The following is an 18438-nucleotide window of genomic DNA, read 5'->3' as shown; positions in this document are numbered from 1 at the left end:
TTGCACATCAAGCGGCCCCCTCTGCTTGAATGACAAGACTACTGGCCGGGGCGGGACATGAACGCCTAGACTTCGCCGATCTTCAGTTCAGGAATCGCCTGTGACCTCCATCTTCTGGTACGACTACGAAACCACTGGCATCAATCCCCGCTGCGACCGCCCGTTGCAGATGGCCGGGCTGCGTACCGATTTCGATCTCAATGAAATAGACGAACCGGTCAACCTCTATTGCCAACCCAGTGAAGACATCCTGCCGCACCCGGCCGCTTGTGCAATCACCGGAATTACTCCGACACAACTGGCCGAGCACGGTTTGAGCGAAGCCGATTTCATGACGCGTGTTCATGCCCAGCTCGCGGCGCCGGGCACCTGCGGGGCGGGTTACAACACCTTGCGTTTCGACGACGAGATGACCCGCTACAGCCTGTACCGAAACTTCTTCGACCCCTACGCCCGTGAGTGGCAGGGCGGCAACAGCCGCTGGGACCTGATCGACGTCGTTCGTGCCGCTTACGCCCTGCGTCCGGATGGCATCGTCTGGCCGACGGATGACGAGGGGCGCATAACCCTCAAGCTTGAACGCCTGACCGCTGCCAACGGCATTGATCATGGCCATGCCCACGAAGCGCTGTCGGACGTTCGCGCGACGATTGCCCTGGCGCGCCTGATTCGGGAAAAACAGCCCAAGTTGTATGACTGGCTGTTTCAGTTGCGCAGCAAACAGAAAGTCATGGACCAGATTCGCCTGCTGCAACCGATGGTGCATGTCTCCGGGCGATTTTCGGCGGCGCGCAATTACGTGGGCGTCGTATTGCCTTTGGCCTGGCATCCTCGTAACAAGAACGCCCTGATCGTCTGCGACCTGCACCTTGATCCTCAAGGCTTGCTCGATCTGGATGCCGAGGCCTTGCGTCAACGTTTGTATACACGGCGTGATGACCTGGCCGAGGGTGAATTGCCGGTACCGCTCAAACTTATCCACATCAACAAATGTCCGGTGGTTGCACCGTTGGCGGTACTTCGCCCTGAAGATCAGCAACGTCTGGGGCTGGACATGCCGCTTTATCAGCAGCGCGCACTGCGGCTAAGTGACGCGCAGGAAGTTTGGCGGGATAAAGTGCTGGCGACTTATGCCAAGGAAGATTTCGCCCAGAGTCAGGATCCGGAGCAACAGTTATACGATGGCTTTATTGGTGATCGGGATCGGCGTCTGTGCGAGCAAGTCAGAAGCGTCGACCCAGCACAATTAGCGCAAGAACCGTGGCCTTTCGATGATGAACGTTTGCCGGAATTATTGTTTCGATATCGCGCCCGTAACTTTCCCGACACGCTGAGTATCGAAGAGCAAGAGCGTTGGCGAATGTTCTGTCAGAAACGTTTGTCAGACCCGGAGTGGGGGGCGCCAAATACCCTGGAAAGTTTTGTAGAGGCAGCGGCCCAGTTGAGTGTTACTGCTCTGCCGCTTCAGCAGAAGGTATTGAATGAGTGGCAGGATTATGTTCAGGCATTACGCAAACGTTTGAATCTTTGAAATCGAACATGTCAGGTGTTGAGTTTTGCCCATAAAAAAACGCCAGCATTAGCTGGCGTTCTTTTTTGTCACGGATCCATCTGCGACAAGCTCTGTGGCTTAGCCCAGCAGGGTAGCCCAGCCTTCAACCACGTCACCGCCCCACTTGGCTTTCCACTCTTTCAGAGTTTTGTGGTTGCCACCTTTGGTTTCGATGACTTCGCCGTTGTGCGGGTTTTTGTATTGTTTAACTTTGCGAGCACGCTTGGTGCCAGTCGTTTTGACGGCAGCGCCACGTGGTGCTTTGGTTTTGGACTCTGGATCCAACAGCGCGATGATGTCACGCAGGGACTTGGAGTATTCGCCCATCAGGGTGCGCAGTTTGCCTTCGAATTCCAGCTCGGTTTGCAGTTTGTCGTCTTGGGACAGATTCTTCAAACGGGCTTGCAGCTCTTTGATAGCTTCTTCGGTGGCGCGATATTCGTTGATCAAGGACATGGTGACTACCTTATGTGTACGCTGGATGGCAGGGTGACAGTGCGGCAATAATAGTCAGGGTGTTTCATCAAGTAAACATTTAAACCAAGTTTATTTACTTTAGTTGTAGGGATTTTTTGCACACGGCTAATGCAATTAATAGTGTCATCCAGCCCTCACACAAAAATACAAAAAATAACAATTGAGAGATGTCACAAGAGCGCCTGCGTGTTTGAGCCAGGGTGATGCTCACCCCATTGCACCTGCCTTCTGGCAGGGCAGGCGTCATCGATACTGCAGTTTTGCTGCGCAATCGTTAGAATGGCGGCCTTTGCGAAGTTCTGGAGTTTCCCCCTCATGCGCACTTTTCGCCTGGTGATTTCTTGCCCGGACCGTGTCGGCATCGTTGCCAAAGTCAGTAACTTTCTGGCATCACACAACGGCTGGATCACTGAAGCGAGCCATCACTCGGACAATCTCAGTGGCTGGTTCTTCATGCGTCACGAAATTCGTGCCGACTCGCTGCCCTTTGGTATCGACGCGTTGCGCGAAGCCTTTGCCCCGATCGCCGAAGAGTTCTCGATGGACTGGCGCATCACGGATACCGAGCAGAAAAAGCGCGTAGTCCTGATGGCCAGCCGCGAGTCGCACTGCCTGGCGGACTTGCTGCACCGCTGGCACAGCGATGAACTGGACTGCGAAATTTCCTGTGTGATTTCCAACCATGATGACTTGCGCAGCATGGTGGAGTGGCACGGTATTCCGTACTACCACGTCCCGGTCAATCCGCAGGACAAACAACCGGCATTCGCCGAAGTATCGCGCCTGGTCAAACAGCACGATGCCGAAGTCGTGGTACTTGCCCGTTACATGCAGATTCTGCCGCCGGAGTTGTGCCGCGAGTACGCACACAAAGTCATCAACATTCACCACAGCTTCCTGCCGTCGTTCGTTGGCGCCAAGCCGTACCACCAGGCATCGATGCGTGGTGTGAAGCTGATCGGCGCGACCTGCCATTATGTGACCGAAGAGCTGGATGCCGGCCCGATCATTGAGCAGGACGTGGTACGCGTCAGCCACAGCGACAGCATTGAAGACATGGTGCGTTTCGGTCGTGACGTCGAGAAGATGGTGCTGGCCCGCGGCCTGCGTTATCACCTGGAAGACCGGGTGCTGGTGCATGGCAATAAAACCGTGGTGTTCTGATAGCCGCACGACACGGTTGATATTCGAAGGGCCTGGGCGTTCAATCGCTTCAGGCCCTTCGCCGTTTCTGCACTGAGGACTTGACCATGGCCGATCCACTGGATAAAGCCACTTCACAGGCACCTGCCACCTTGGGTGAGGGCTGTTTGAGTCGCTATGACCCGGATGACATGGGCCCTGAAACCGGAACGGACTTTCCTGACGCCGCGCAGTTGTGGGAAGAGCTGTACAAGCCTAACGCCGATAAATCCAAGCCTGCCTGAGACTCATCAACGTTTTCAACCGATGCGGTCGAGTTGCAGCGTCAACCAATGGCTCTTGGTCATCGGCAAGCGCCCCTGCCCAAGCAGGCGTTCAAGGGTGTTCAGCCAGTAACGCCGCGAGAAGTCATGGCGCATGTCCACCGGGTGCACGCCAAGGCGAATCACCGGGGCCTGTCGCCAGCGTTGTTCGCACAGGTCGCTGACGAGTTTGGAAACGCCGCGCCGCCAGGCACTTCGGGCGCTCCAGACCAGTCCTGGGGCATCGATGGCGGTGAAGTCCGGCAGGCGGTAAAGATGCTGCGGACCACTGGTGTAGCTCAAGGGCAATTGGCGCAAGGCCTGCCGGGTGCCATCGCTCATCAGCCAGGCCGGGGCGACGAAACCCTGCAACGGCCAGTCATTGCGGCGGAACAAGTCGATGCCCGAGTGCAGGCGGGCGAGGGCGGCTTCGCGGGACAGCTGATAAAACTCGCCTTCGTGGGTATAGATCCGGCGCATGAACCAGTCCCGGGGAGTGCTTGCCCTCGGCCCGTCATCGCAATGGAAGTAACCGTGCAGTACCAATTCATCCCCGCAGGCGACCCTGGCACTGAGAAAACGGCGAAAGTCCGGGTGGGCGTCGAGATCGTTGTGCTTGTGAAAGTTCGGCACCACCAGCCAGGTCATTGGCACACCACCCAACGCATCGACGGCTTCGACGAAGGGTTGATAGTCCGCCCAGGTTGGCGGGGCGACGTCATGCAACACCAATAGCAAACCTGAGCCGCTCATGGACTCAACCATTGGCCGTCTGCGGCCATTGAGCACCGAGCACGGCGTGGTAGTGCCCCAACAGGCTGTTGACCACCGAATCCCAGGCGTAAAACCGTTCGACGTGTTTTCGCGCCAGTCTGCCCAGCGCGACGCTGTCCGAATTGAACAGCTCCCGAACGGCGTTGGCCATCGCCAGGGGATTGTTCGGCGCGCACAGCAAGCCACCTTCCTCGGTAACAAGCTCCTCAAAGGCACCGGCCGCTACCGCCACTACCGGAATACCGCACGCCATCGCTTCGAGGATCACCAGACCGAAGGTTTCCTGGTCACCGGCGTGCAGCAACGCATCGGCACTGGCCATCAGGCGGGCGACTTGCGCGGCGCAGCAGAACTGATCGATCACGGTGACGTTGGGCGGCACTGCGCCGGGCATCGACGAGCCGACCAACAGCAGGTGAAAGCGCCGGCCCAGGCGTTTCATGCAGTCGAGCAGCACCGGCAGATTCTTTTCCTTGGAGCCACGACCGGCAAAAATCAGCAGATGGGTGTTTTCATCGATCCCCAATGCAGCCCGCAACCCAGGATCTCTGGCACCCGGATTGAACGTCTGCAGATCGACGCCCAGAGGCTGTACAAAAACATTCCTGACCCCCAGACCGGTCAGTTTGTCGGCCATGACCCGGCTCGGCGCCAGGACCCGGTCGAAGTTGCCGTAGAGTTTGCTGACATAAGCCTCGACATTGTTGGTCACCCAGTTGCCCATGCGGTTGCTGACCAGCAGCGGCAGGTCGGAATGATAGAAACCGATGACGGGTACATCGAGTTGACGCCGGGCATCCAGCGCCGCCCAGGCCGTGAGGTAGGGGTCGCCGACTTCGATCAGATCGGGCTGTAAATCCTGTAGGACATTGCGCCAAGGTGCGAGACGAAGAGGGAATCGATAACCCTTGCCGAAGGGCAGGGCGGGAGCAGGAACCTTGAAGATGCCGTCGTGTTCGCTGAAGGAGGATCCGGGGATCAGCAAACTGTGGCGAATACCCGGCTTGACGCCCAGGCGACGATGCTTGGCATCCAGATAAGTGCGAACGCCACCGCTGGCAGGGGCGTAGAACATGGTTATGTCAGCGATATGCACGATGAACATCCCTCCGGTCCTGTACTCCCTTGGTTGACCTTTATGAAGGATAGTTGTTCGGTTGGGAGTTGGCGGGAGGGGGGCGCTCCTACAGTAGATCTCCTGTGCGATGGAGATCCCTGTAGGAGCGAGCTTGCTCGCGATGGGGCCAGATCAGACGCTAGATACGGAAACTACCTACCAATTGCTTCAGGCGCGCTGCCTGCTGTTCAAGATCCGAACACGCACGCAACGTCGATTGCAGGTTTTCCACGCCTTCCTGGTTCAGGGTATTGATCTCGGTGATGTCGACGTTGATCGACTCCACCACGGCGGTCTGTTCCTCGGTCGCGGTGGCCACCGACTGGTTCATGCCGTCGATTTCACCGATACGCAGTGTCACGCTGTTGAGGCGCTCACCCGCCAGATTGGCGATTTCCACACTGTCCTGGCTGTGGCGCTGACTGTCGCTCATGGTGCTGACCGATTCCCGGGCCCCGACTTGCAGCTCCTCGATCATGGTTTGCACCTGTTGCGCCGATTCCTGGGTGCGGTGCGCCAGATTGCGAACTTCGTCAGCCACGACGGCAAAACCACGCCCGGCTTCACCGGCGCGCGCGGCTTCAATCGCGGCGTTGAGCGCCAACAGGTTGGTTTGCTGGGAAATGCTGGTGATGACCTCGAGAATCTGCCCGATATTCACGGTTTTGCTGTTCAGCGATTCGATGTTGCTGCTCGACGCGCTGAGCATGCTCGACAGTTGATTCATCGCGGCAATGCTGCGATCGACCACTTGCTGGCCGTCTTCGGCGAGGCTGCGGGCGTCGCTGGCCTGGGTCGAGGCCTGCGCGGCGTTGCGGGCGATTTCCTGGGCGGCGGCGCCGAGCTGGTTGATGGCGGCGGCCACGCTGCTGGTGCGCGAAGCTTGCTGGTCAGAATTGAACATCGAGGAATTGGAAGCGGCGACCACACGCAACGCCACTTCGTTGACCTGGCCGGTAGCGGAAGACACTTCGCGGATCGAGCCGTGAATACGTTCCACGAAACGGTTGAACGCAGTGCCGAGGGTGCCGAATTCGTCGTTGTTCTGAATGGTCAGGCGCTTGGTCAGGTCGCCTTCGCCGTCGGCGATGTCGGCCATGGCGCGGGTCATGACGTGCAGCGGCTGGATCAGGATGCGGATCAACATGCTCAGCAGAGCGATGATGATCGCCACGGCAATCACCGTCGCAACCACCGCTGAGGTGCGGAATTCGCTGAGCATCGAGAAGGCTTTTTCCTTGTCGACCGACAGACCGATGTACCAGTTGACCGAAGGCAGGCCCTTGATCGGGGTGAAGGAGACGATGCGGGTCTTGCCGTCGACATCGACTTCACTGAAGCCGCTGCCGATACGCGGAGTGTCTTTTGGAAACGCCTCGCTCAGGGACTTCATCACCAGGGTTTTGTCCGGGTGAACCAGGATCTTGCCATCGGCGCTGATCAGAAATGCGTAACCCATGCCATCGAAGTCGCGGGCGCTGAGGGTGTCGATCAGCGTTTGCAGGCTCAGGTCGCCACCCACCACACCAACGCTTTGTCCGGACTTCTTCGAGGCAGCGGCCATGGAGATGATCAACTGGCCGGTCGCTGCATCGATGTACGGTTCGGTCAGGGTTGGCGTGCTGCTGTTTTCGGCACCTTTGTACCAGGGACGAACGCGCGGGTCGAAACCGTCAGGCATCTTTGCATCAGGACGAATAGTGAAGTGCCCGGTGGCGTCGCCCAGGTAGGACGCCATGAAAGTCGACGTCAGGGCTTTCTGCTCAAGCAGGTTGGCGACGTTGGATTGTTCCGGATTGATGGCAATATTTTGCGAAAGGTTTTCGATCAGCAAAATACGACCGGCCAGCCAGGTCTGAATATTGTTGGCGGTGACGTCGCCCATTTCGTTGAGGTAGTTGTCCAGGTCTTCGCGAATCGCGTTGCGCTGCAAATAGTCGTTGTACAGCGTGAACGAGGCGAAAGCGGCAATAACAACGAGCGCGGCGGCAAGCAGGATTTTATGGCTGAAACGCAGATTTTTATTCATGGCTTGGGTTTCCGCTAAGGTCTTAATGTCCAACGCGTGCTTTTATAAAGGGACGCACTGTGGGCAAAGTTGAAAGCAACTGATATTTCCGCCTCTCCTTTGGGAAATTTCCGATCAGATCGTGTCTGATTGCTTTGTCGTAATCTCTATCGGCCGTGTAGGACTAAAGATTAACCATGGGTGACCAAATGCCTGACTCATTGCAACTCGTAATCGGCGCCGATCTCACGGGGCAACCGATCGCCCAGGCCTTTCGACTGGCAAACCGCCACGGATTGATCGCGGGCGCAACCGGTACCGGTAAAACCGTGACCTTGCAGCGCATGGCCGAAGCCTTCAGCGATGCCGGTGTGGCCGTGTTCGCCGCCGACATCAAGGGTGACCTGTGCGGTTTGGGCGCCGCCGGCAACCCCCAGGGCAAGATCGCCGAGCGGATTGCCGGGATGCCCTGGCTGAACCACAAGCCTCAGGCGTATCCGGTGACCTTGTGGGACATTCATGGTCAGTCCGGTCATCCATTGCGCACTACCTTGAGTGAAATGGGGCCGTTGCTCTTGGGAAGTCTGCTGGAGCTGACCGACAGTCAGCAGTCTGCGCTGTATGCCGCGTTCAAGGTGGCGGACCGCGAAGGCCTGTTGCTGCTGGATCTGAAAGATCTGAAGGCGTTGCTTAACCACCTCAAGGACAACCCGGCACTGCTGGGGGATGACGCGGCACTGATGACCACGGGCTCCAGTCAGGCGCTGTTACGCCGGCTGGCCACCCTTGAGCAACAGGGCGCCGAAGCGTTGTTCGGTGAACCGGCGCTGCAACTGGAGGACATTCTGCAACCGGGCGCTGATGGGCGCGGGCGCATTCACTTGCTCGATGCCAGCCGCCTGGTGCATGAAGCGCCGAAGGTCTACGCGACATTCCTGTTGTGGCTGTTGGCCGAACTGTTCGAACAACTGCCCGAGCGCGGCGATGCCGACAAACCGCTGCTGGCGCTGTTTTTCGACGAAGCGCACTTGTTGTTCAACGGCACTCCGCAGGCATTGCGCGATCGCCTGGAGCAGGTTGTACGACTGATTCGTTCGAAAGGCGTGGGCGTGTACTTCGTCACTCAGTCTCCGGGGGATTTGCCGGACGACGTGCTGGCGCAGCTGGGCTTGCGTGTGCAACACGGTTTGCGCGCCTTCACCGCCAAGGAGCAGAAATCCCTGCGGGCGGTCGCCGAGGGTTTCCGGCCGAACCCGGCGTTCGATACCTTGTCGGTGCTGACCGAGCTGGGCATCGGCGAGGCGCTGGTCGGCACGCTTCAAGAGAAAGGTACGCCGGAAATGGTCCAGCGGGTGCTGGTGGCGCCACCGCAATCGCGGATCGGGCCATTGACCGAAACCGAGCGCACGATGTTGATCGCCGGCTCACCGTTCAAAGGGCGTTATGACAAACCGATCGATCGCGAATCAGCCTACGAAGTGCTGGTGGGACGCAAGGGACTGGCACCTGAGCCCGAAGCGGAGCAGGGCAAGCAGGAACCGAGTTTCACCGAACAGGCCGGAGAGTTTCTCGGCACGGCGGCAGGGAAGGCGTTGAAATCGGCGATGCAACAGGCCGCGAACCAGATTGGCCGACAGTTGGTGCGGGGTTTGATGGGCTCGTTGCTGGGCAGCAAAAAACGCCGCTGAACGCAAAAGATCGCAGCCTTCGGGGTACTCGCAATCCCAATGCAGGAGCTGCCGAAGGCTGCGATTTTTTGATCTTGTCTTTAATCTTTGGATTTGGCGTGCGCCGCCAATCGCTCCAGCGCCGCCCGCAAATTCGGATCGCTGATGCCATCGGCCGTGGCCTGAATGGTCGCTGCCGCGTCGTTGGACAAATCCATGGTATGCCCGGTCGCACCTTGTTGAACGGTCGGCGGCTGAACTTTGAACAGAATCCGGGTCAGATTGGCGAACTCATCGAACATCTGCAATTGCCGTTGCAGGCGTTTTTGCTGGTAGCGCAAGCGAGTCGCCCAATGCCCATCGGTGACAATCAGCAACAAACTGCCTTCGCGCCACGAAGCCACATGGCAATGCTCGCGAGCGGCGGGTTGCAATTGGCTTTCGAGCAGACGCTGGAGATGGCCCAGGCGCTGAGCGTGGCCAAGAATGGCTTTCAGCGGTTTGGCTTCGCGTAGTAGAACGGCAGGTACTTTGGCCGTAAGTGGGCGAAATGCCATGATCAGACACCTGAGGTAACAGAGACGTCATGGTAGCAGAAAGCGCCGGATGAACTCGCCCATTGCTTTTGTGTACGCTTTACCCATTAAATCAACGACTAACTTGTTCCTTGAACGGGTTGAAATTAAGCAAAACGCCCTTATTTTAAGTGAGCCCCGTCAAAGCGCAGTGCCAGCATCGTGGAATAACGCCACTTTCCTCACCACCGTTTCCGGGTAGAATGCTCGTTCGCATGCGGCCATGAGGGCTGCACGGGCGACTCACGGGGCCGCCCTCCATCCCTTTAGTGTGGAAGATCCTGCCGATATGTTTGCGCCTTTGTTAAAGAAACTTTTTGGAAGCAAGAACGAGCGTGAAGTCAAACGCATGCTCAAGACGGTGCAACTCGTCAATGCCTTCGAAGAGCAAATGGTGGCCCTTTCGGACGATCAATTGCGTGCCAAGACAGACGAGTTCAAGGCCCGCATCGCCAAAGGGGAAACCCTCGACAAACTGCTGCCAGAAGCCTTTGCGGTTGCCCGTGAAGCCGGTAAGCGTGTCATGGGCATGCGTCACTTCGACGTCCAGCTGATCGGCGGCATGACCTTGCATGAAGGCATGATCGCGGAAATGCGTACCGGTGAAGGCAAGACCCTGGTGGCAACACTGGGCGTTTACCTCAACGCGCTGTCCGGCAAGGGCGTGCACGTAGTGACGGTGAACGACTACCTGGCCCGTCGTGACGCCAACTGGATGCGTCCGTTGTACGAATTCCTCGGCCTGACGGTCGGCGTGGTCACGCCGTTCCAGCCGCCGGAAGAGAAACGCGCCGCCTACGCCTCCGACATCACCTACGGCACCAACAACGAATTCGGTTTCGATTACCTGCGCGACAACATGGCGTTCAGCATGGAAGAAAAATTCCAGCGCGAACTCAATTTTGCCGTGATCGACGAAGTCGACTCCATCCTCATCGACGAAGCCCGTACTCCGCTGATCATCTCCGGTCAGGCCGAGGACAGCTCCAAGCTGTACATCGAGATCAACAAACTGATCCCGCAGCTGGAACTGCACGTCGAGGAAGTCGAAGGCGAAGTCACCAAAGCCGGCCACTACACCGTTGACGAGAAGACCCGTCAGGTCGAGCTCAACGAAGCCGGTCACCAGTTCGTCGAAGAAACATTGACCCGCATCGGCCTGCTGGCTGAAGGCGAGAGCCTGTACTCGGCGCACAACCTGAGCCTGCTGACTCACGTCTACGCCGGTCTGCGTGCGCACAAGCTGTTCCATCGCAACGTCGAATACATCGTGCAGGACGGTCAGGTTGTCCTGGTCGACGAACACACCGGTCGTACCATGCCGGGCCGTCGTTTGTCCGAGGGCCTGCACCAGGCCATCGAAGCCAAGGAAAACCTGAACATCCAGGCCGAGAGCCAGACCCTGGCTTCAACCACGTTCCAGAACTACTTCCGTCTGTACAACAAACTGTCCGGCATGACCGGTACGGCCGACACCGAAGCGTTCGAGTTCCACCAGATCTATGGCCTGCAGGTCATGGTCATCCCGCCGAACAAGCCGTTGGCCCGTAAGGACTACAACGACCTGGTATTCCTGACCGCCGACGAGAAATACGCGGCAATCGTGGCGGACATCAAGGAAAGCATGGCCGCTGGCCGTCCGGTGCTGGTGGGTACTGCGACCATCGAAACCTCCGAGCACATGTCCAGCCTGCTCGTGAAGGAAGGCATCGAACACAAGGTTCTGAACGCCAAGTTCCACGAAAAAGAAGCCGAAATCATCGCCCAGGCCGGTCGCCCAGGCGCACTGACCATCGCCACCAACATGGCCGGTCGTGGTACCGACATCCTGTTGGGCGGTAACTGGGAAGTGGAAGTCGCTTCGCTGGAAGATCCGACCCCTGAGCAGATTGCCCAGATCAAGGCCGACTGGCAGAAGCGTCACCAGCAAGTGCTCGAATCGGGTGGTTTGCAGGTGATTGCCTCCGAGCGTCACGAATCACGCCGTATCGACAACCAGCTGCGTGGTCGTGCCGGTCGTCAGGGCGACGCCGGTTCCAGCCGCTTCTACCTGTCCCTGGAAGACAGCCTGATGCGCATCTTTGCCTCTGACCGGGTGAAGAACTTCATGAAAGCCCTGGGCATGCAGCCTGGCGAAGCGATCGAGCACCGCATGGTGACCAACGCCATCGAAAAGGCTCAGCGCAAGGTTGAAGGTCGCAACTTCGACATTCGTAAGCAACTGCTCGAGTTTGACGACGTCAACAACGAACAGCGTAAAGTGATCTATCACATGCGTAACACGTTGCTGGCCGCCGACAACATCGGTGAAACCATCGCCGACTTCCGTCAGGACGTGCTCAACGCCACCGTCAGCGCGCACATTCCTCCGCAATCGCTGCCTGAGCAGTGGGATGTGGTCGGTCTGGAAGCCGCGTTGCAGAGCGACTTCGGCGTTTCGCTGCCGATCCAGCAATGGCTCGACGAAGACGATCACCTGTACGAAGAAACCCTGCGCGAAAAACTGATGCAGGAACTGATTGCAGCGTACAACGAGAAAGAAGACCAGGCGGGTGCCGAAGCGCTGCGCTCCTTCGAGAAGCAAATCGTTCTGCGTGTGCTGGACGACCTGTGGAAAGACCACCTGTCGACCATGGATCACCTGCGCCACGGTATCCACTTGCGTGGCTACGCCCAGAAGAACCCGAAGCAGGAATACAAGCGCGAGTCGTTCACGCTGTTCTCCGAGCTGCTGGATTCGATCAAGCGCGACTCGATCCGTGTGCTGTCCCACGTTCAGGTTCGCCGCGAAGATCCGATCGAAGAAGAACAGCGCCTGCGCGAGGAAGCCGAAGCTTTGGCGGCCCGCATGCAGTTCCTGCATGAAGAAGCCCCAGGTCTGGAGCAACCGGAAGTGTTGGGCGAAGAGATCGATGTGGCCCTGGCCGCCGCTCCGGTTCGCGCTGAACACAAGCTGGGTCGCAACGAGCTGTGCTACTGCGGTTCGGGCAAGAAGTTCAAGCATTGCCACGGGCAGATCCAGTAAAACCCGTTTCAACCGCTGAAATACCCGCGCCGCGACCGGCTTCTGCCGTCGCGGCGTTTTGCCATTCAAATCACCGTTCATCCTGAAACGGTGCTGACATCATTTAGTTAGGAGCGCATTCATGGCTGTTGGTCTTGGTCCTTTGCCAACGTTGCACCCGGTTGCCGGATTTGAACTCGGTATCGCTTCGGCCGGCATCAAGCGCCCGGGGCGCAAGGATGTCGTGGTCATGCGCTGCGCCGAAGGCTCCACGGTGGCTGGCGTCTTCACCCTGAACGCCTTTTGCGCCGCGCCGGTGATCCTGGCCAAGCAGCGTGTGCAAGGCCCGGTGCGCTACCTGCTGACCAACACCGGCAATGCCAACGCCGGCACCGGCGAGCCAGGCCTGGCCGCGGCCGAGCGCACTTGCGCGAAACTGGCCGAGTTGACCGGCGTCGATGCCAGCCTGGTGCTGCCGTACTCCACCGGTGTGATCGGCGAGCCACTGCCGGTCGAAAAAATCGAAGGCGCACTGCAAGCGGCCCTCGATGACCTGTCGGTCAATAACTGGGAAGCGGCGGCCACCGGCATCATGACCACCGACACTTTGCCGAAGGGCGCCAGCCGCCAGTTCCAGCATGACGGCGTGACCATCACCGTCACCGGCATCAGCAAAGGCGCGGGCATGATCCGTCCGAACATGGCGACCATGCTCGGCTACATCGCCACCGACGCCAAAGTCGCTCGCGACGTGCTGCAAAACCTGATGCTGGACGGCGCCAACAAGTCGTTCAACCGCATCACCATCGATGGCGACACCTCGACCAACGACTGCTGCATGCTGATCGCCACCGGTCAGGCTGCACTGCCGGAAATCACCCGTGCCGAAGGCGAGCTGTTCGCCAAACTCAAGCAAGCAGTGTTTGAAGTGTGCATGGACGTGGCTCAGGCCATCGTGCGTGACGGCGAAGGCGCGACCAAGTTCGTGACTGTCGAAGTCAACGGCGGCGGCAATCACCAGGAATGCCTGGACGTCGGTTACACCGTGGCCCACTCGCCGCTGATCAAGACTGCGTTGTTCGCGTCCGACCCAAACTGGGGCCGTATCCTGGCGGCTGTCGGCCGTGCCGGTGTACCGAACCTGGACGTGAGCAAGATCGACGTATTCCTCGGTGAAGTGTGCATCGCCAGCCGTGGTGCGCGTGCTGCGACCTATACCGAAGCCCAGGGCTCGGCGGTCATGCAGCGGGAAGAGATCACCATCCGTATCGAGCTGGGCCGCGGCGATTGCAGCGAAACCATCTGGACTACGGACCTGTCCCACGAATACGTGAAGATCAACGCCGAGTACCGTACTTAAGATCGCGTCGATCCCATCGCTAGCAGGCTAGCTCCCACATTGGATTTGTGTACACCCGAACCACTGTAGGAGCGAGCCTGCTCGCGATGACGGTTTACCGGTCAGCCACTAAACTGGCTTGTCCCTAAATCTAAAGGTCCCGAACATGAGCCTGCACCTGATCATCGGCGACAAACTGCTTTCTTCCTGGTCCCTGCGCGGCGCCCTGGCTCTGGATTTGACCGGTGCTGCCTACACCGAAGAACTGATCAAGCTGAACCAGCCGGACACCCGCGAGCGTCTGCTCAAGCATTCGCCGACCGGTAAAGTCCCGCTGCTGAAAACCGAACACGGCACCGTCGCCGATTCCCTGGCCATTGCTGAGTACCTGGCAGAACAATTTCCGGATTCCGGCCTGTGGCCAAAAGACACCGGCGCCCGTGCCCAGGCGCGTTCGGCGTGCGCGCAAATGCATGCCGGTTTCTTTGCCATGCGCGGCAACATGCCGTTCAACCTGAGCCACGATGCGCCGCTCTCGCCGCTTCCGGCTGATGTGCAGGCGGACATCGAGCGCATCTCTGCGTTGTGGGCTGAATGCCGTGCCGCGTCAAGCGAGACAGGGCCCTACCTGTTTGGCCGTATCAGTCTGGCTGACGCGTTTTTCGCCCCGATTGCCGTGCGCCTGCGCACCTACCAGGTGAAACTGTCCCCGATTGATCAAGCCTACGTCGAAACCCTCTACCAATGGCCCGCCTTCAAGGCCTGGCAGAAGGCTGGACTGGAGGAGTTGCAAAGGTGAAACGAGTCCATGTCGCCGCCGCCGTCATCCGTGATGGCAGCGGCAATATCCTGATTGCCCGACGTGCCGATTCCCAGCACCAGGGCGGCCTGTGGGAGTTTCCCGGTGGCAAGGTCGAGGCCGACGAGTCGGTTGAAGCCGCGCTCGCCCGTGAGCTCCATGAAGAGCTGGGGATTGTGGTCGGCGCGGCTCGCCCGTTGATCAAGGTCTGTCATGACTATCCGGACAAACAGGTGTTGCTGGATGTCTGGGAAGTGTCGGCGTTCACCGGTGAGCCCCACGGCGCCGAAGGTCAACCGCTGGCCTGGGTGTCTGCGCGTGATCTGTCGAGTTATGAGTTCCCGGCGGCCAATCAGCCGATTGTGGCGGCTGCCCGGTTGTCTTCGCAGTACCTGATTACCCCGGAAGACCTGGAAACCCCGGCCCTGCTGCGCGGTATTCAGAAAGCCATTGCCGGCGGCATCAAGCTGATCCAGTTGCGGGCGCCGAACGGTTACGATCCGCAGTATCGCGATTTGGCGGTGGATGCCGTGGGCCTGTGCGCCGGTAAGGCACAGCTGATGATCAAGGGACCGTTTGAGTGGCTGGGCGATTTCCCGTCAGCTGGCTGGCACATTACCTCGGCTCAATTGCGCAAATACGCAGCGGCCGGTCGACCAGTGCCAGCTTCGCGCTGGTTGGCGGCATCCTGCCATAACGCTGAAGAGCTGGCGCTGGCTGAACAGATGGGCGTGGATTTCGTCACCTTGTCGCCCGTGCAGCCAACCCTGACTCACCCTGATGCGCAGCCGTTGGGCTGGGAGCAGGCGTCGAGCCTGATCGATGGATTCAGCAAACCGGTGTTCCTGCTCGGTGGCGTGGGTCCGGCAGAGTTGCAAAAAGCCTGGGCGGCGGGAGCCCAAGGTGTGGCGGGGATTCGGGCGTTTTGGCCTGAGACTTGATTTTCCAGTGATGCAGATGGCCTCATCGCTAGCAGGCTAGCTCCCACAGGTTTTGTTTGCACCAACAAATCCACGGTGGGAGCTAGCCTGCTAGCGATGAGGGCCTTACAAACGCCGACTAGACCCCAGGCTTCTGCGCAGGCTGCCAAAGAATCTCGGCAATCCCTTGGCGCTTGGCAATCAGCCGCGCCACGACAAACAACAAATCCGACAGCCGATTGATGTACGCCAGGCCAACCCCGGCCAACGGCTCGATCGCATTCAATTGCTGGCATCTTCGCTCGGCACTGCGGGCAAGGCTGCGGCAGACATGGGCTTGGGCAATCAGCGCCGAGCCTCCCGGCAAGATGAAATTCTCAAGCGGCCCCAGCTCTTCGTTCCATACATCGATCGCCGCTTCCAGACGCTCGATTTCCGCTGCGTTCAGCGCTTGATAAACCGGCATCGCCAGCTCGCCACCCAGATCGAACAATCGGTGCTGACAAGGTGCCAACACCTCTATCACTTCGTGCAAACCTGGACATGTGCCTGTTTCTGCCGCCAATCCGGCCAGCAGCACGCCGACCTGACTGTTGAGTGTGTCGACCTCGCCAATCGCCTCGATCCGTGGGTGATCCTTGGGCACACGGCGGCCGTCGCCCAAACCGGTTTCACCTTTGTCGCCGGTGCGGGTGTAAATCTTCGACAGGCGAAAGCCCATGGTTACCTCGATAGCTGATTGAGTTCTTGAGAAACAAGCGGGGTGCTTGCCAGCGGCAGGCGCAAGGTGAAACAAGTGCCTTGGCCAGGGGTCGATTGCACTTCCATCTGACCCTTGTGGTTGTTGGTGATGATGAAATACGACACCGACAGGCCAAGGCCGGTGCCCTGACCGATTTCCTTGGTGGTGAAGAATGGCTCGAAAGTGCGTTTGCGCACGCTTTCGCTCATGCCGATGCCGTTGTCCTCGACCTGGATTTCCGCCCACGGCGGATTGAGCTTGGTGCGCAGAATAATGCGCCCCGGCTCGTGGTCGTCTTCGCGCTGGTGAATGGCTTGCGCGGCGTTTTTCAGCAGGTTGAGCAGAACTTGCTCGAGTTCGTTGGCCGTGCCGGGAACCGGACCCAGCGCCGGGTCGAACTGACGGATGATCGCCTGACCCTTGAAGTCGAAGCCGATGGCCAGGTCAAAATCGTTGCCGGCAATTTCCACCGCCTGATCAATCAGCGCCGGCAAATCGCACGGGGCCATTTGCCGGGTGCTGCGCCGGCTGAAACTGAGCATGTGGGTAACGATTTTCGCCGCCCTGGCACCGGCCTGCTGAATACCGTCGAGCAACTGCGGCACTTCGCGGATTTGCAGGTACTGGTTGACCGTCGACAGTTCGATGCCGGCTTGCTCGGCCACTTCGATGTTCTTCGGCAGTTCGGCTGACAGGCGTCGACGAATGTTTTGCACGTTGTGCAGGATCGCTCCCAGCGGGTTGTTGATCTCATGGGCCATGCCCGCGGCGAGGCCACCGACCGAGAGCATTTTCTCCGACTGCACCATCATTTCTTCCAGGGACAGGCGCTGGGTGATGTCATCGATCCGGATCACCACGCCACGCCCCGCGCCGCCCATGAGCGGATAGAACGTCAAGGCATAGTGCCGGGGCTCCTCGTCTTTGAGCCAGGTGACCCGTTCGATCTTGGCCACGGTGTGTTGCTCAACGGTTTGCTTGAGCTGCGGCAAAAACGGCTTGAGCGGTTCGAAGGCCAGGAAGATCGGCTGGTTCAAGGCTTCGTCCAGCCGCGTGCCGGACAGGGCGCTGGCTTCCTGATTCCACTGCGTCACATAAAGCTGTTCGTCGAGTGCAATCAATGCCGACGGCATGGAGTCGATGATGCTGTTGAGGTAATTCTGGAAACCGGTGAGCTTCTTTTCGATCTTGCTGCGCACCTGGACTTCGAGTTCCAGCTTGCGGTTGGTATGCCGGGTTTCTTCGGCCAAGCCCTGGGCCTGGTCGTAGGCCGCCTGTGAGTCGTCCCGCGCCCGTTTAAGTTGCTGCTCCCGGGCTTCGATACGCGAAAGCATGGTGTTGAAAGCTTCGGCGAGGCTGCCGATTTCGTCGTGGTTACCGCGGGAGGCGCGCAGGGCGTAGTTCTCTTCACGGGTCACTTGCCGGGACAGTTCTTCGAGCTGATGGATCGGCCGGGTGATCAGGCGCTTGATCTGGCGGGCGATCACCAGCCACAGCAGCACGCTGAAGATCAGGATGCCGAGGCTGGCGGTCAGGGTCCCGGTGTAGAAGGCGACGGGCAGTTCGCTGCTGGCGACCAGCAACAAATGCCCGGGCGCGGTGCCGGGGCGGGACAGGGTGATGATTTGATTGCTGCGAAATTCGGTGGCCTGCCAGGCTTCGATGTGCCGGTAGCGTTTCGGCAGCTCCAGTACTTCGCCATGCTGCAATTGCGCGAGCTGTTCGCCCTTGCCGTCATAGAGGGCGGCCGCGCGCAGCGGGGCATAGGCATTGAGTTCATTGAGCAGGCGCTCGGCACTCTGCTTCGACTCCAGCGCCTCGGACACCAGGCTCGGGTTGGAAATCAGGCGGCCGATCGTCTGCAAGGCCTGAGGCGCCATGCTTTCCTGAGAGATGTAATACGCGGCGCTGATAAAAGTCAGGTTGGCCACCAGCAGGACGGTGGTCAACAGCACCAGCAGAGCGGCCAGGAGTTTCTGGCCGACAGGCAGGTTTTCAAGACGCTGGCGCAATGGCATC

15 protein-coding genes are annotated in these 18438 nt (G+C 59.1%); 8 read left to right on the top strand and 7 right to left on the bottom strand.

All coding sequences use genetic code 11. The annotated features are described in order from the left end of the window. Window positions 1–100 precede the first annotated feature (100 nt). The gene (sbcB, locus tag QYH43_RS13995) at window positions 101–1531 is read left to right on the top strand and encodes an exodeoxyribonuclease I (RefSeq protein ID WP_095057116.1); all 1431 of its coding nucleotides are present in this window, start codon (window positions 101–103) and stop codon (window positions 1529–1531) included. Between the two features lie 99 nt (window positions 1532–1630). On the opposite strand, the gene mvaT is transcribed toward sbcB, so the two are convergent. Then, window positions 1631–2008, bottom strand: coding sequence for a histone-like nucleoid-structuring protein MvaT (gene mvaT / locus QYH43_RS13990; RefSeq protein ID WP_007986150.1), 378 nt, complete (start codon window positions 2006–2008; stop codon window positions 1631–1633). A 336-nt stretch (window positions 2009–2344) separates the two neighbouring features. On the opposite strand from mvaT, the gene purU reads away from it, so the two are divergent. Both purU and QYH43_RS13980 read left to right on the top strand, forming a co-directional pair. Continuing rightward, window positions 2345–3193, top strand: coding sequence for a formyltetrahydrofolate deformylase (purU, locus tag QYH43_RS13985; protein WP_095057117.1), 849 nt, complete (start codon window positions 2345–2347; stop codon window positions 3191–3193). Between the two features lie 86 nt (window positions 3194–3279). Then, on the top strand, window positions 3280–3456 hold the full coding sequence (locus tag QYH43_RS13980) for a hypothetical protein (protein ID WP_177408777.1): 177 nt from the start codon (window positions 3280–3282) through the stop codon (window positions 3454–3456). A 15-nt stretch (window positions 3457–3471) separates the two neighbouring features. On the opposite strand, the gene QYH43_RS13975 is transcribed toward QYH43_RS13980, so the two are convergent. The 3 genes from QYH43_RS13975 to QYH43_RS13965 form a co-directional block, all read right to left on the bottom strand. Beyond that, complete coding sequence (locus QYH43_RS13975; protein WP_095057118.1) at window positions 3472–4239, bottom strand: DUF2334 domain-containing protein; 768 nt, start codon at window positions 4237–4239, stop codon at window positions 3472–3474. Next, complete coding sequence (locus QYH43_RS13970) at window positions 4232–5353, bottom strand: glycosyltransferase family 1 protein (protein ID WP_301157231.1); 1122 nt, start codon at window positions 5351–5353, stop codon at window positions 4232–4234. The genes QYH43_RS13975 and QYH43_RS13970 overlap by 8 nt, the downstream gene beginning before the upstream one ends. 151 nt (window positions 5354–5504) lie before the next feature. After that, window positions 5505–7394 carry a methyl-accepting chemotaxis protein gene (locus QYH43_RS13965; RefSeq protein WP_301157230.1) on the bottom strand — a complete coding sequence of 630 codons (1890 nt, stop codon included), beginning with the start codon at window positions 7392–7394 and terminating at the stop codon, window positions 5505–5507. A gap of 188 nt (window positions 7395–7582) precedes the next feature. On the opposite strand from QYH43_RS13965, the gene QYH43_RS13960 reads away from it, so the two are divergent. Beyond that, complete coding sequence (locus QYH43_RS13960; protein ID WP_095057137.1) at window positions 7583–9061, top strand: helicase HerA-like domain-containing protein; 1479 nt, start codon at window positions 7583–7585, stop codon at window positions 9059–9061. Between the two features lie 80 nt (window positions 9062–9141). Here the strand turns inward: QYH43_RS13960 and QYH43_RS13955 are convergent, their stop codons facing one another. Continuing rightward, window positions 9142–9597, bottom strand: coding sequence for a DUF721 domain-containing protein (locus tag QYH43_RS13955; protein WP_095057121.1), 456 nt, complete (start codon window positions 9595–9597; stop codon window positions 9142–9144). A 307-nt stretch (window positions 9598–9904) separates the two neighbouring features. Here QYH43_RS13955 and secA point away from each other — a divergent pair, with 307 nt between their 5' ends. The 4 genes from secA (at window position 9905) to QYH43_RS13935 (ending at window position 15698) form a co-directional block, all read left to right on the top strand. Beyond that, window positions 9905–12640 (top strand): preprotein translocase subunit SecA, encoded by a 2736-nt coding sequence (gene secA, locus QYH43_RS13950; protein WP_095057122.1) that lies wholly within the window; start codon window positions 9905–9907, stop codon window positions 12638–12640. Window positions 12641–12761: 121 nt separating this feature from the next. Continuing rightward, on the top strand, window positions 12762–13979 hold the full coding sequence (gene argJ / locus QYH43_RS13945; RefSeq protein ID WP_095057123.1) for a bifunctional glutamate N-acetyltransferase/amino-acid acetyltransferase ArgJ: 1218 nt from the start codon (window positions 12762–12764) through the stop codon (window positions 13977–13979). Between the two features lie 145 nt (window positions 13980–14124). Beyond that, window positions 14125–14757, top strand: coding sequence for a glutathione S-transferase family protein (locus QYH43_RS13940; RefSeq protein WP_301157229.1), 633 nt, complete (start codon window positions 14125–14127; stop codon window positions 14755–14757). Beyond that, window positions 14754–15698 (top strand): Nudix family hydrolase, encoded by a 945-nt coding sequence (locus QYH43_RS13935; RefSeq protein WP_301157228.1) that lies wholly within the window; start codon window positions 14754–14756, stop codon window positions 15696–15698. Before QYH43_RS13940 ends, QYH43_RS13935 begins: the two co-directional genes overlap by 4 nt. A 118-nt stretch (window positions 15699–15816) precedes the next feature. On the opposite strand, the gene QYH43_RS13930 is transcribed toward QYH43_RS13935, so the two are convergent. Together QYH43_RS13930 and QYH43_RS13925 are read right to left on the bottom strand one after the other, a co-directional pair. Continuing rightward, complete coding sequence (locus tag QYH43_RS13930; protein ID WP_095057126.1) at window positions 15817–16398, bottom strand: cob(I)yrinic acid a,c-diamide adenosyltransferase; 582 nt, start codon at window positions 16396–16398, stop codon at window positions 15817–15819. 2 nt (window positions 16399–16400) lie between these two features. Then, a complete protein-coding gene (locus QYH43_RS13925; RefSeq protein WP_095057138.1) occupies window positions 16401–18437 on the bottom strand; it encodes an ATP-binding protein in 2037 nt (678 codons plus the stop codon). Window position 18438: the final 1 nt, after the last annotated feature.

This window comes from Pseudomonas sp. C32, assembly GCF_030417915.1.
Taxonomy (GTDB): Bacteria; Pseudomonadota; Gammaproteobacteria; order Pseudomonadales; family Pseudomonadaceae; genus Aquipseudomonas.
The sequence above is the reverse complement of the archived record's forward strand: the minus strand, read 5'-3'. Positions and strand labels throughout refer to the sequence as shown.

Bases quoted from the DNA above. Each gene is read 5' to 3' on its own strand.
- mvaT (WP_007986150.1), bottom strand. From the start codon at position 2,008: ATGTCCTTGATCAACGAATATCGCGCCACCGAAGAAGCTATCAAAGAG.
- purU (WP_095057117.1), top strand. From the start codon at position 2,345: ATGCGCACTTTTCGCCTGGTGATTTCTTGCCCGGACCGTGTCGGCATC.
- QYH43_RS13980 (WP_177408777.1), top strand. From the start codon at position 3,280: ATGGCCGATCCACTGGATAAAGCCACTTCACAGGCACCTGCCACCTTG.
- QYH43_RS13975 (WP_095057118.1), bottom strand. From the start codon at position 4,239: ATGGTTGAGTCCATGAGCGGCTCAGGTTTGCTATTGGTGTTGCATGAC.
- QYH43_RS13970 (WP_301157231.1), bottom strand. From the start codon at position 5,353: ATGTTCATCGTGCATATCGCTGACATAACCATGTTCTACGCCCCTGCC.
- QYH43_RS13965 (WP_301157230.1), bottom strand. From the start codon at position 7,394: ATGAATAAAAATCTGCGTTTCAGCCATAAAATCCTGCTTGCCGCCGCG.
- QYH43_RS13960 (WP_095057137.1), top strand. From the start codon at position 7,583: ATGCCTGACTCATTGCAACTCGTAATCGGCGCCGATCTCACGGGGCAA.
- QYH43_RS13955 (WP_095057121.1), bottom strand. From the start codon at position 9,597: ATGGCATTTCGCCCACTTACGGCCAAAGTACCTGCCGTTCTACTACGC.
- secA (WP_095057122.1), top strand. From the start codon at position 9,905: ATGTTTGCGCCTTTGTTAAAGAAACTTTTTGGAAGCAAGAACGAGCGT.
- argJ (WP_095057123.1), top strand. From the start codon at position 12,762: ATGGCTGTTGGTCTTGGTCCTTTGCCAACGTTGCACCCGGTTGCCGGA.
- QYH43_RS13940 (WP_301157229.1), top strand. From the start codon at position 14,125: ATGAGCCTGCACCTGATCATCGGCGACAAACTGCTTTCTTCCTGGTCC.
- QYH43_RS13930 (WP_095057126.1), bottom strand. From the start codon at position 16,398: ATGGGCTTTCGCCTGTCGAAGATTTACACCCGCACCGGCGACAAAGGT.
- QYH43_RS13925 (WP_095057138.1), bottom strand. From the start codon at position 18,437: ATGCCATTGCGCCAGCGTCTTGAAAACCTGCCTGTCGGCCAGAAACTC.